This window comes from Aminobacter sp. J44, assembly GCF_007829415.1.
In the GTDB taxonomy this organism is placed as follows: domain Bacteria; phylum Pseudomonadota; class Alphaproteobacteria; order Rhizobiales; family Rhizobiaceae; genus Aerobium.
This window is the reverse complement of record NZ_VLJG01000033.1, coordinates 17,112-29,765: the sequence shown is the minus strand read 5'-3', so window position 1 is coordinate 29,765 and position 12,654 is coordinate 17,112. Positions and strand designations below refer to the sequence as shown.

9 protein-coding genes, 2 pseudogenes and 1 other annotated feature are annotated in these 12,654 nt (G+C 64.3%); of the genes and pseudogenes, 10 read left to right on the top strand and 1 reads right to left on the bottom strand.

Going from position 1 to position 12,654, the window contains the following annotated elements; genetic code table 11:
* Nucleotides 1-959 (top strand): annotated as a pseudogene (locus L610_RS12960) (IS3 family transposase); the annotation flags it as partial.
* Nucleotides 12-128 (top strand) — a sequence feature (AL1L pseudoknot). (Overlaps the previous pseudogene by 117 nt.)
* Before the next feature lie 144 nt (nucleotides 960-1,103).
* Here L610_RS12960 and L610_RS12955 read toward each other — a convergent pair.
* Entirely contained in the window at nucleotides 1,104-1,412 is a 309-nt protein-coding gene (locus L610_RS12955; RefSeq protein WP_246659011.1) for a recombinase family protein, read from the bottom strand.
* 918 nt (nucleotides 1,413-2,330) lie between these two features.
* Between L610_RS12955 and L610_RS12950 the strand changes: the two genes are divergently transcribed.
* The 9 genes and pseudogenes from L610_RS12950 (at nucleotide 2,331) to L610_RS20540 (ending at nucleotide 12,611) form a co-directional block, all read left to right on the top strand.
* Nucleotides 2,331-3,746: a mannose-1-phosphate guanylyltransferase/mannose-6-phosphate isomerase gene (locus L610_RS12950; protein ID WP_144705546.1), complete on the top strand. Its 1,416-nt coding sequence runs from the start codon at nucleotides 2,331-2,333 to the stop codon at nucleotides 3,744-3,746.
* Nucleotides 3,747-3,827: 81 nt separating this feature from the next.
* Nucleotides 3,828-4,817, top strand: coding sequence for a GDP-mannose 4,6-dehydratase (gene gmd / locus L610_RS12945; protein WP_144705544.1), 990 nt, complete (start codon nucleotides 3,828-3,830; stop codon nucleotides 4,815-4,817).
* Nucleotides 4,818-4,830: 13 nt separating this feature from the next.
* On the top strand, nucleotides 4,831-5,775 hold the full coding sequence (locus L610_RS12940; protein WP_246659010.1) for a GDP-mannose 4,6-dehydratase: 945 nt from the start codon (nucleotides 4,831-4,833) through the stop codon (nucleotides 5,773-5,775).
* Between the two features lie 55 nt (nucleotides 5,776-5,830).
* Nucleotides 5,831-6,616, top strand: coding sequence for an ABC transporter permease (locus L610_RS12935; protein ID WP_144705540.1), 786 nt, complete (start codon nucleotides 5,831-5,833; stop codon nucleotides 6,614-6,616).
* A complete protein-coding gene (locus L610_RS12930; RefSeq protein ID WP_246659009.1) occupies nucleotides 6,606-7,847 on the top strand; it encodes an ABC transporter ATP-binding protein in 1,242 nt (413 codons plus the stop codon). Before L610_RS12935 ends, L610_RS12930 begins: the two co-directional genes overlap by 11 nt.
* Nucleotides 7,844-8,326 (top strand): annotated as a pseudogene (locus L610_RS20880) (class I SAM-dependent methyltransferase); the annotation flags it as partial. The gene L610_RS12930 and the pseudogene L610_RS20880, both read left to right, overlap by 4 nt.
* A 571-nt stretch (nucleotides 8,327-8,897) precedes the next feature.
* Entirely contained in the window at nucleotides 8,898-10,394 is a 1,497-nt protein-coding gene (locus L610_RS20545) for a glycosyltransferase family 4 protein (RefSeq protein WP_144705536.1), read from the top strand.
* An 11-nt stretch (nucleotides 10,395-10,405) separates the two neighbouring features.
* Nucleotides 10,406-12,274 (top strand): glycosyltransferase, encoded by a 1,869-nt coding sequence (locus tag L610_RS12915; RefSeq protein ID WP_144705533.1) that lies wholly within the window; start codon nucleotides 10,406-10,408, stop codon nucleotides 12,272-12,274.
* On the top strand, nucleotides 12,165-12,611 hold the full coding sequence (locus tag L610_RS20540; protein ID WP_246659012.1) for a glycosyltransferase: 447 nt from the start codon (nucleotides 12,165-12,167) through the stop codon (nucleotides 12,609-12,611). Before L610_RS12915 ends, L610_RS20540 begins: the two co-directional genes overlap by 110 nt.
* The last annotated feature ends 43 nt before the right edge of the window (nucleotides 12,612-12,654 follow it).

Genomic DNA, 12,654 nt, shown 5'->3' with positions numbered 1-12,654 from the left:
CGCAAAGCCTCCGCATATTTCGCCCAGGCGGAGCTCGACCGCCTGTTCAAGCGATGATCGCCTTCATTGATGAGCACCGGGATGCTTATGGGGKCGAGCCGATCTGCAGGGTTCTGCCGATCGCCCCATCCACCTATCATGAGCATGTCGTCCAACGCCGGGATCCCTCGCGGCTGTCGGGCCGTGCCCAGCGCGATGAAGCCCTCAAGCCTGAGGTCATGCGGGTCTTTGCCGAGAACTTCTCGGTCTATGGCGTCAGGAAGGTTTGGCGACAGATGCAGCGGGAAGGGTTCGATGTTGCGCGATGCACGGTGCAAAGACTGATGCGGGAACTCGGCCTGCAGGGTGTCATTCGGGGCAAGCCAGTGCGCACCACGATCAGCGACAAGGCCGCTCCTTGCCCGCTCGATCACGTTAACCGCCAGTTCCATGCTCCGGCGCCCAACAGGCTCTGGGTCTCCGATTTTACCTATGTGGCGACGTGGGCTGGGTTCGCCTATGTAGCCTTCGTGATCGACGTCTACGCTCGCTATATCGTGGGCTGGCGGGTCAGTCGCACCGCCCATGCCAGCTTCGTGCTTGACGCCCTCGAGCAGGCCATCCACGACCGCCGTCCCGTCCATCGCGGCGGTCTGGTTCATCATTCGGATCGCGGGTCGCAATACGTCAGCATTCGCTACACCGAGCGCCTGGCCGAGGCCGGGATCGAACCGTCAGTGGGCAGCGTCGGGGACAGTTACGACAACGCCTTGGCCGAGAGTATCAACGGACTCTACAAGGCCGAGGTGATCCACCGGCGCGGACCCTGGCGAAACATCGAATCCGTTGAGTTCGCCACTCTCGAATGGGTTGACTGGTTCAATCACCGACGCCTCCTCGAACCCATCGGAAACATCCCACCAGCAGAAGCTGAGGCAAACTTCTACGCCGCACTGGAACAACCGGCCATGGCCGCATAACTTAAACCAAACAGCCTCCGGAGTTTCCGGGGCGGTTCATCGCCCCATCGACGCCGCCGTTCCGCACCAAGAATTTCGACACGCATCGCAAACCTCGCCCAAGATACGTCGCAAACGACGTCGTTAAACACGTGTCATAGGTCATCACGACGATATCGGGCAGGTGGTAACAACCGGGCGGTTACGGTCATTACCCTGACGCGGCGCATAGACCGTCTCCTGATCGATCAGCAGGGTATCGATGACGCAACACATGAGTTGCTGCCGATAACGACTGTTGCGGGCGTAGCGCGAGACTTCCCGCGCCGCGACCGCATCGACCTTGCCGAGGCAGACTTCGGCTACCATCCGGTCGAATCCGGCACGTGTGACGCCGCCGACCGCCGAGCGACCGAGATCTTCATCGACCGTTTCGATGCGAGACCAGCCCAGCGCCGTCAGACGTTCGCGCATCGCATATTACAAGGCGCTGCTCTCGCGATTGTGGAGAACCTGATGGGCCGAGGATTGCCGAACATCCAGGATTGCGTTGCGCTCCAGATGGTGCGGCCTGATCTTCTCAGACATTATGACGCACTTCCTCTCGTTCCCGAGGGAGGTCACGTCGGCGTGGTCGAGGATCAGGCGGACCAAAGCTTCGTCAATGTCCGGCGGGTCTCGGCGGGCAGTGCCTGCCATTGCGGTGTCTCTACATCGTGGTGATTGGAGAACAGATCGAACTGATCTGTGGTTAGCTGGCGCGGCACATCTCCCCGATGCGCCTCGTGAGAGCTCAATGTTGTGCCCGAATCTCCTATTTGTGATGGGGACCTGAAGCGGGCGTTGTATCCTGCGCCAGCGTCGCTAGGGCGCGCAGCGCAGCAATATCGACATGGCGAGCCGCGCCAACCTGCCAGGCGGCACTGGCAGCCCGATCGAACATCCAGGCTGGAACCTCCAGCTACCGATCGGATGCCCGACCAGAGAGGCTTCAACGGAAAACTTCTCTACCAGCCTTCTCGACCACCTCATGGAGGTGAACCAGACATTCGGCCCGAGGATGCCACGGGTAAAGGAGCTCGTGCTCCGCGATTCCGTGGGCGTTCTGTCGTCGTGTTGTACAATCGGTGCCGCCCCACACTCAGCCTTCGGCGGCAGCACACCGGACGCGGTCCAGCCCGAAGGTCCTATGTGAAGGGAAAGCCGTTAATAAGCCACATCCGCAATGGCAGTCCGGAAATTGACACGGATGAAGATATCTCTTCATTTTCCAGCTGCGCTACGCTATTGGGGTATCCGGAATTGAGATGTCGAAGCGGCAGAGGATGAGATGAAATCGTATCGCGATTCATGAAAATGGATTCATAGGTAACACAGGGAATAATAGTTTTCATGTCTTTCATGCCGGTCATCATTAGTGGTGGCGCGGGGTCGAGGCTGTGGCCTCTTTCCCGTGATGCTTGTCCAAAACCGTTCGTGGAGATGCCTGATGGTAGCACGCTGATCGGCAGGACTTATGCCCGCGCGGTGCGGCTGGATGGCGTCGAGCGCATCGTCACCGTGACCAATCGCGATTTCCTGTTTCTCACGAACGACGCCTATCGGGCTGCGGATGCGTCCGCTGTAGCGAACACCTTCCTTCTCGAGCCCGTGGGCCGCGACACGGCTGCGGCGATTGCGCTTTCCGTACTCCATGCCGCCCGGGCCTATGGGGAGGGGGCGGTGCTGCTGATCCTGCCATCGGACCATCTGATCCGCGACGAAAATGCTTTCGCGCAGGCCGTGAAGCGGGCTGTCGCGTTAGCAGAGCAAGGAAGAATCGTCACGTTCGGCATAGAGCCCGACCGTCCCGAAACCGGCTTCGGCTATATCGAGGTCGATGGCGAGAAGGTGGTGAGGTTCGTCGAGAAGCCCGATACGGAGACTGCGGCAGCCTATCTTGCCGGCGGTCGCCACCGCTGGAACTCGGGCATGTTTTGCTTCCGTGCCGATGCGATGCTGCACGCCATGACGCGGCACTGTCCCGAAGTGCTTGCTGGCGCACGGGAGGCTCTGGAAACTGGTGCGGCGGAAATGTCGGGTTCCGATGAGACGGTAAACGTCGCGCGAGAGCCGCTGCTGCGAACGCCGGCGATCTCGATCGACTACGCGGTTATGGAAAAGGCGGATAATATCGACTGCGTCAGCGTCGATTGTGGCTGGTCGGATATCGGCTCATGGTCAGCCGTGGTAGAATTGGTAGAACCCGACGAGCGCGGTAACCGTATGCTCGGAGACGTCATCTTCGAAGAAGCAGAAAATTGCTTCGTCGATGCACGCAGCCGGGTCGTCGGCTTGGTTGGCGTTTCGGATCTCCTCATCGTGGATACGCCGGATGCTCTACTGGTCGCCGGACGCGACAAGGCCCAAAATGTCAGGCACCTTTACAACCGCCTGAAGGATACAAACCACGACGTTGCGCGATTCCACCGAACAGTGCATCGCCCTTGGGGCACTTATACGGTGCTGGAGGAAGGCAATCGCTTCAAGATCAAGCGCATCGAAGTGAAGCCCGGCGGACGTCTCAGCTTGCAGGCGCACCATCATCGCTCTGAGCACTGGGTCGTCGTTAGCGGAACGGCCAAGGTTACGAACAGTGACCAGGAAATTCTCCTATCTGCCAACGAGTCGACATACATTCCAAGCGGACATCGGCACCGCCTCGAGAATCCTGGCATACTCCCGCTGATCCTGATAGAGGTCCAGAGCGGCGAATATCTGGGCGAGGACGACATCATCCGTTTCGATGACGTCTACGGCAGGTCGTGACCTGCTGAAATCGAAGTCAGAGAGCGAGGACGCGCGTCCACGAGTACGGGCGCGCAACGAAGCATCGGGATACCGAAGGTTATGGCAAAGACGGCACTGATTACGGGCATCACCGGACAGGACGGCGCATATCTGGCGCAGCTCCTGCTCTCGAATGGATATGACGTTCACGGGCTCGTCCGGCGGTCGAGCACGGCCGACGTCAATACGGCGCGCCTGAAATGGCTGGGGATCGAGGACGACGTGCATCTCGTCGACGGCAATTTGCGCGATCTGTCCGGGCTGATCCGGACGGTTCGCGAGGTCAAGCCCGACGAGGTCTACAACCTTGCCGCCCAGTCCTTCGTGAAGTCGTCCTGGCAGCAGCCGATCCTGACTGGCGAGGTGACCGCCCTCGGCGTCACCAACATCCTCGAGGCGTTGCGCCTCGAACACCCGGAAGCCCGCTTCTATCAGGCATCCTCGTCCGAGATGTACGGCCTGATCCAGGAGCCGGAGCAGTCCGAGGCGACGCCCTTCTACCCGCGCTCGCCCTATGCGGTCGCCAAGCTCTACGGCCACTGGATCACCGTCAACTACCGCGAGAGCTTCGGCATGCACGCTTCGAGCGGCATCCTGTTCAACCATGAATCGCCGCTGCGCGGCATCGAGTTCGTCACGCGCAAGGTCACCGACGGGGTGGCGCGCATCAAGACCGGACTTGCCAGCGAGCTCAGGCTGGGCAACATCGATGCCAAGCGCGATTGGGGGCACTCGAAGGACTATGTGCGCGCCATGTGGCTGATGCTGCAGCAGGACACGCCGGAGGACTATGTCATCGCCACGGGCCGCACCACCACGGTGCGCGACATGTGCGCCATCGCCTTCGCCCATGCCGGCCTCGATATGGATGACCATCTCGTGATCGATCCGGAGTTGTTCCGTCCGGCCGAGGTCGACGTGCTGCTCGGCAATCCGGCCAAGGCGCGGGAAAAGCTCGGCTGGCAGGCCGAGATCTCGCTCGAGGAGATGATCCGCGAGATGGTCGATGCCGACCTCGAACGCTACGCGTCGCGGAGCGGAAGGGGCTAAGGGAGAAGGGCGCTTGGCGGCACGATCCGAACACCGCATCCTGATCACAGGCGGCACCGGTTTCGTCGGCTCGTTCCTCATTGACCGTCTCGAGAGCGATGAGGGGCGCGGCTGCGGGATCGTCGCGCCTGGCCTGGGCGAGGCGCCCGGCATCGACATCTGCGATGCCGACGCCGTCGACCGGCTGGTCCGCGACGCCCGGCCGACCGCCGTGGTGCATCTGGCGGCCGTGGCGGCTCCGGCCGAGGCCGCGAGCGCGCCCGGGCGGGCATGGGATGTGAACCTGACCGGGACGCGCAACCTCGCGACGGCCGTCCTGCAGCATGCGCCGGATGCGCGCTTCGTCTATGCCGGCAGCTCCGACGCCTATGGCGCGTCGTTCATCGACACTGAGCGCCCGCTGCCCGAGACCACGGCGCTCCAGCCGATGAACGTCTATGCGGCGACGAAGGCGGCGGCCGACGTCATGATCGGCCAGATGGCCTATGGCGGGCTGAACGCCGTGCGCTTCCGCCCCTTCAACCATACCGGGCCGGGGCAGTCCGACGCCTATGTCGTTCCGTCCTTCGCCCGGCAGGTGGCGCGCATCGCCGCGGGCCGCGCCGACCCCGTGGTGCGGGTGGGCAATCTCGACGTCGAGCGCGACTTCCTCGACGTGCGCGATGTCGTGCGGGCCTATGCGGTCGCGGCATTGGGCGGCCTCCCGCGGCAGCCGGGGCTGGTCTTCAACCTCGCCACCGGCAGGCCGGCGAGCCTGCGGCACATGCTGGACACGCTGATCGCCCTTGCCGGCGTCGACGTCGCGGTCGAGGTCGATCCGGCGCGGGTGCGGCCGGCCGATATCCCGAGAACGTGGGGCGACGCGGAGCGGGCGCGCCGGCAGCTGGGCTGGAGCCCGTCGATCCCGCTCGAAGAGACGCTGGGCGACGTTCTCGCCTACTGGATGAACGAGCCATGAGCCCGCGCCGGAGCCACCGACACCGCCTCGCCGGCGCCATGCGGAGGGCGCGCTGATGCTGCGCAACCTGTGGCGCTACCGCTATTTCATCTTGGCCTCCATCCGCGCCGAGATGAAGGGCCGCTTCGCCCGCTCGCGCCTCGGCGGGCTGTGGTTCCTGCTCAACCCGCTGGCGCAGGCGCTCATTTTCTCTATCGTGCTGTCGCAGGTGCTGCGCGCCCGGCTGCCCGACACCGATGTCGATGCGGCCTATCCGATCTATCTTCTGTCGGGGCTTGCCGCGTGGACCCTGTTCAGCGAGATTCTCGGCCGCAGTACCACCATCTTCATCGAACAGGCTTCGGTGATGAAGAAGATTTCCTTCCCGAGGCTGTGCCTGCCGGTGATCGTCTGGGGCAGCGCGCTGACCGGCCATGTGCTGCTCGTTGCGGCGATCCTCGTCGTCTTCCTGTTCTTCGGGCATTTCCCGGGCTGGTCGATCCTGGCCGTTCCGCTTGGCATCGTGCTGATCTCGGCCTTCGCCTTCGGCCTCGGCATCATCCTCGGGGTGCTGAACGTCTTCGTCCGCGACATCGGCCAGGTGGTGGCCATCGTGCTGCAGCTGTGGTTCTGGCTCACCCCGATCGTCTATCCGCCGGGCATCGTGCCCGAGAGCTTCCGCTGGCTTGTCGAGATGAACCCGATGGCGCCGCTGGTGGGCATCTATCAGGACGCGCTCCTCTACGACCGCTGGCCGCAGCCCGAGGCGCTGGCCGTGCCGGCCCTGCTTGCGGCGGCGGCGGTGGTGTTCGCCTTCGCTCTCTTCCGGCGCGCGAGCCCGGAGCTGGTGGATGCGCTCTGAGATGGAACCGGTGCTGACCGTCGAGGGGCTGTCGAAGCGCTACGCGACCTATCGGTCGAACATCGAGCGCTTCGCGAACTGGTTCGGGGCCGGGGTGAAGCCGGAGGCGGAGTTCTGGCCGGTCCGGGATCTGTCCTTCGCCGTCGGCCGCGGACAGGCCGTCGCCATCATCGGCCAGAACGGCGCCGGCAAGAGCACGCTCCTCAAGCTGATCACCGGCACGGTGCGGCCGACGCGCGGCACGGTCGGCGTCTGCGGCTCGATCAACGCGATCCTCGAACTGGGTCTCGGCTTCAATCCCGAGTTCACCGGCAGGCAGAACGTCGTCTTCGCCGGCGGCCTGATGGGGCTGTCGCAGAAGAGGCTCGCGGAGCTGATGCCCGAGATCGAGGCGTTCGCCGAGATCGGCGAATTCTTCGACCAGCCGCTCCGGGTCTATTCGAGCGGCATGCAGGCCCGGCTCGCCTTCGCGCTGGTGACGGCGGAACGCCCCGACATCCTCATCGTCGACGAGGTGCTGGCCGTCGGCGACAGCTATTTCCAGCACAAGTCCTTCGACCGCATCCGCCGCTTCAAGGAGGAGGGAAGCTCGATCCTGCTGGTCTCCCACGGCATGGGCGACGTGCGCGCGCTGTGCGACCGGGTGATCCTGCTCGACAAGGGCCGCGTGCTGATGGACGGCGAGCCAGACCAGGTCGTGGACTACTACAACGCCCTGATCGCCGCCCGCGAGAACGAGAAGCTGACCGTCGAGCAGAGGCGCGACAAGGACGGCTGGAGCTACAGCCGCAGCGGGAACGGCGCGTGCCGGATCGGGTCGGTGGCATTGCTGGACGCGCATGACGGAACCGAGGTCCAGGTCGTCCAGAGCGGCCAGAACCTTCTGGTCGCGATCGACGTGGACGTGCACGAGGACGTGCCCGAGCTCGTCCTCGGCTGCATGCTGAGGGACCGCACCGGACATGTGGTCTTCGGAACCAACACCTGGCATACCGGCCAGACATTGCAGAATCTCGAAAAAGGCAGGCGCATCCGGTTCGAGATCCGGTTCGCCTGCGATCTGGGACAGGGATCCTACGGATTGTCCCTTGCGCTTCATTCCCAGGCGGTCCATCTGGACAGCAATATGGACTGGATCGACAATCTCGCGGTCTTCGAGGTGGTGAACACGTCGTATCCCCTGTTCGTCGGAACGAGCCGGCTGGATCTCAGCTTCGGAATCCTCGAATGACGCAATCGTTCGATACATTGTACCGTGCGTTCGAAGACAAGTTCCGCGGATCCCCGGACCTCATCAAGGAACGGCTGCGCGTCTATCTGCCGCTGCTGCAGCAATTGCCGGCCGATGTCGGAGGGGGGCGTCGCGCCGTCGATCTCGGCTGCGGCCGCGGCGAGTGGCTCGAGGTCGTCTCGGAGGCGGGGTTCGAGCCGGTCGGCGTCGATCTCAATGCCGGCATGGCGCAAGCCGCGCTCGACCGGGGCTTCTCCGTCGAGATCGACGACGCCATCGCGTTCATGCGGCGGCAGGAAGCGGCCAGCGCGTCCGTCGTCACGGCCTTCCACCTTGCCGAGCATCTGCCCATCGAAACGCTGCTGGACCTCCTCAACGAGTGTCACCGCGTCCTCGGGGACGGAGGGCTTCTCATCCTCGAGACTCCCAATCCGGAAAACATCTCGGTCGGGACCTGGACCTTCTATATCGATCCGACGCACCAGAAGCCGCTGCCGCCGACCCTTCTGGAATTCCTCGTGCAGCAGGCCGGCTTCGACCGGACGGCGATCCTGCGTATCAACGGCGCGGATGTCGACGAGACCGCGGGGGCGATGGAGCAGGCGTTCCAGACGATGTTCGACACCGCCCGCGACTACGCCTGTCTGGCGCACAAGCAGTCCGGCGAGGCGCAGGACATACTGTCTCCCTTCGTAGACGCCGCGACACAGCCGAACCCCGCGAACATGGACCCCTTGAACAATGCGGTGCGCAAGACGGAGGCCGAAATCCGCTCGTTGCACGACAGGAATACCGAACAGATCGGGGCGGTGATGGACGAATTGCGGGAAGCGCACCGGCGCGAAATGGCGTCGCGCGACGAGGTCGTCGCCGCGCCTGCAGGCCGATCTTGCCGCGCGCGACGACAGGCTGGCGCAGCTTTCGCAGGCCCACGATCTGGCCTCCCGCCGCGGCGACGAGCTCGGACAGGAGATCGCCGCGCTGCGCGCCTCGACGTCATGGCGCATCACCGCACCTTTGCGCGCCGTGTCGCGCGCGGTTCGCTGGCTGATGCGCGGCCCCCGCTGGTTTGCCCGGGGTGTGTGGGCGTGGATCTCCTTCAAGCCGGGGTCGCGCCCGCGCCGCGTCCTGCGGGCCGCTTTCGCGCGGCTTGCCCGTTTCGTGCTGAGGCGCCCCCGTCTTGCACGGCTGGCGAAACGCATCGCGGCATTCCTGCCGAATGGCCTCCACCAGAAACTGAGGCTGGCGGCCGCCCGCTCGCGCTGGCCGGAGTACGACGAGGCGCTGTCCTCGATACAGACCCGTTCGATGCAGGCTTCCCCGCTTTCGGGCATGTCCGGCAAAACGGGGCGCGTGGCCGTCGTGGCGCCTGTTTCCCCCGACGGGATCACTGGCGGCGCGGAGCGGCTTTATGCCGGCCTCGTCGGCGCCATTCGCGATCTGGGGTGGGAAGCCGATCTCGTTACCGTGCCGTTCGACGAGTCGTCCTTCGAGGCGATCCAGGCCGGATATGCAGCCTTCGAGGCGCTCGATCTCGACGCCTACGATCTCGTGATCTCGACCAAGGCCCCGTCCTACTGCGTGAGGCACCGCAATCATGTGCTGTACCTCGTCCATACGATCAGGGTCTTCTACGACATGTTCGTGACGGCATTTCCGGATGCCGACGAAAGCCGGCTGGCGCAACGCCGGTGGATTCACGAGAAGGACAATGAGGCGCTGGGGGCCATCGAACGCCGGTATGCGATCGGCGAGGAAGTCGCCCGCCGTCTCAACTCGTTCAACGGGCTGGACGCCACGACGCTTCACCCCGCGCTGAACATGGAGCGGATCGTTGCGGGGCCGATGGGGGATTATTTCTTCATGCCCGGCCGTCTGCATCGGTGGAAGAGGGTGGACCTCGCCATCGAGGCGATAAGGGCCTCGGACCTGCCGATGAAGCTCGTCATCGCGGGAACGGGCGAGGACGAAGCCACGCTGCGGGCCTTGGCCCATGGCGACAAGCGCATCGTCTTCGTGGGGCATGTGGACGATGCCCGCCTGGCCGACCTCTACCGGCGCTGCCTCGGCGTCGTGTTCTGCCCGGTACGTGAGGACTACGGATATGTCACCATCGAGGCGTTCGCCTATGCGAAGCCGGTCATAACCTGCCTCGATTCCGGAGAGCCGCTTCAGTTCGTCAGGGACGGAGAAACGGGACTCGTCGCCGAACCGGACGCGCAGAGCATCCGCAAGGCCATGGAGCGGCTCTGGACCGATCGTGACGAAGCGCGGAAGATGGGCCTCGAGGCGTCCGACGTCGCCCGCGACATCACGTGGGAAAGGGTCGCGAAAATCCTGCTCGACCCGGCCGCGGAGCGCGACTTCAGGAATGCGCCGTCCAAGCTGAAGGTTGCAGTGCTCGACATGCAGCCGATCACGCCGGCCGCCGCCTGCGTCTCTACGGCCTCTACCATGATCTCGGGGAGCAGTTCGAAACCCGCTATGTCGGCAGCTACGACTGGCCGGGCGAGGAGTTCCGGCAGGAGCAGCTTACTCCTTCGCTGAAGGAGATCGTCGTGCCCCTCAGCGACGCCCATCACAAGGCGGCCGAGGAGGCGAGGCGGAAGGCCGGCGGCCGCGTCGTCATCGACATGCTGTTCGGGGTGCAGGGCCATCTGTCCGAGGCCTACCTGGACGAAGCGAAGCATGCGGTCGACTGGGCCGATATCGTGGTCTTCTCTCACCCCTGGGTTGCACCCTTGATCGACGATGGCGCCCTTGAGGGGAAGTTCGTCGTCTACGACTCGCAAAATGTGGAGCTCGATCTGCGCGAGCAGCTTCTTGAGCGCGGGGATTCCTTCCAGTCCTATGTGCTGGATCAGGTCGAAACGGCCGAGCGGCTGGTAGGAGACCGGGCGCATCTGGTTCTGGCCTGCTCGGCCGGGGATGCGGCCCGCTTCGCCGAGAAATACGGCTGGCCGCTTTCCCGCATCGAGTTGGTGCCCAACGGCGTGTTCTCCCAGCGCATCGTCCCGGTCGAGGCCGCGGAAAAAGCCGCTCTCAAGTCGGCGCTCGGCCTTCCCGAAGACCGTTCTACGGCCTTCTTCATCGGCAGCGACTACATGCCGAATGTGGAGGCGGCAAAGATCGTCGTCGAGAAGCTCGCTCCGTCGTGCCCCGAAATGCTCTTCGTGGTCGCGGGCGGCGTCTGCGATCGGCTTCCTTCCGGCGTGCCGAAGAACGTAAGGCTCGCCGGCTCGCTCTCCGAACAGGACAAGACCCGTTGGCTGAATGCGGCGGATATCGCCGTGAATCCGATGCTTTCCGGTTCGGGCACCAATATCAAGATGTTCGATTTCGCGGCGGCCGGACTTCCGATCGTCACGACGCCCATCGGTGCGCGCGGTATTGTCGAAGCCTCATCCTACGGGATCGAGGTGTGCGACCCGGATGCCATGGTTGCGGCCTTGTCCCGCTACGCATCTGACGCCGCGCTGCGTGAGCGGGCGGGCGCGGCCAACCGGCGCCTGGTCGAAAGCCGCTTTGCCTGGGAACGCCTTTCGCCGCGCCTCGGTCAGGTGCTGGAGACCGGTTTCCTGCGCCGGTCCGGGCAGGAGCGGCGCGGCGCTTCGGAAGGCAATCCGATCAAGACCCTGCATGTCAGCACGGTCGGACAGAAGTGCGGAATTGGCGAATACACGCGGCATCTGATGGCGGAGATGGACCGCCACGGCTTCAAGTCCACGGTGCTTACCTGCGAGACGCCGCTCGCACAGCCCGACCTGCGCGGGCTCGAAGGCAAGGCCTCCATCGGCTGGTTCCACGATACTGTCGGATACGTGGATACGCGTCTGGCGGGCGACATCGAGGCTCTTGTCGATGCCTCCGGTGCCGAGCTGGCGATCGTTCAGCACCACCCGGGATTTCTCGGCGGGCATGAGCTGCGCAGGCTGACACGATTGCTGCTGGACAGGGGAATGCGCGCGGCGATCATCGTGCATTCTCTCGACGGATCGCAGATCCCGCTGATGAAGGAACTGGCCGAATCCGGCGTCGCGATCATCGCGCACAAGCGGGAAGACCTGCGGCTGATGCACCGGTACGGACTGGAGGCGCTGCACTTGCCGCTTGCCATTCCGACCCTGCCGGGCGAGCCAAAGAGCGCGGCTGCGAGCGAGGAGAAGCCGTTTACGATTGCGTCGAACGGCTTCCTGCGCGAGCACAAGCGGTTCGACATCATCGTCGATGCGCTGGCCCTGCTTCGGGATGCGGCTGCTGTGCCCCCTCTATCCGAGCGCGGATTCCGACCGTGCGCACGCGCAGGTTCTCGATGCGATAGCCCGAAACAATCTGGAAGATGCGATCACGCTCGACACGACCTACCAGGACAAGCAGGACCTGCTCGTCGCCCTGAGCGATGCGGATATCGCCGTCTTCGCCTATGATGAGAGTTCCGAGGGCGGCAGCGCGGCGGCGGCGGATGCGATCGCCGCGGGACTTCCCGTGATCGTCAGCCCGTCCCGGATATTCGACGATCTGCGCGACACGGCGCTGACCTGCCCGGCGCAGGCGGAGGCGATTGCCGCAGCATTGAAGGACATCCGGTCTGATCCGGCATACTATCGGAGGCTTGCTGCCCAATCGCGGGTGTATGCGGACCGCAATTCCTGGGAAGCCGTGGTGGACATTCTTTTCGGCGTCCTGGCGGCGCCTCACCGGGGTCCCCAGCCGTCTTCTCCTTCGACCGCCGCGGCGGCCGCCMTTTCTTCGGACGCGGCGTAGCGGCAGCCGGGGCTGCGCTACGCATCGAACGGAGCAGGAAAGG

Coding starts and splice junctions, on each gene's coding strand:
- gmd (WP_144705544.1), top strand. CDS start 3,828: ATGGCAAAGACGGCACTGATTACGGGCATCACCGGACAGGACGGCGCA.
- L610_RS12935 (WP_144705540.1), top strand. CDS start 5,831: ATGCTGCGCAACCTGTGGCGCTACCGCTATTTCATCTTGGCCTCCATC.
- L610_RS12955 (WP_246659011.1), bottom strand. CDS start 1,412: ATGCGCGAACGTCTGACGGCGCTGGGCTGGTCTCGCATCGAAACGGTC.
- L610_RS12930 (WP_246659009.1), top strand. CDS start 6,606: ATGCGCTCTGAGATGGAACCGGTGCTGACCGTCGAGGGGCTGTCGAAG.
- L610_RS20545 (WP_144705536.1), top strand. CDS start 8,898: ATGCGCGGCCCCCGCTGGTTTGCCCGGGGTGTGTGGGCGTGGATCTCC.
- L610_RS12950 (WP_144705546.1), top strand. CDS start 2,331: ATGTCTTTCATGCCGGTCATCATTAGTGGTGGCGCGGGGTCGAGGCTG.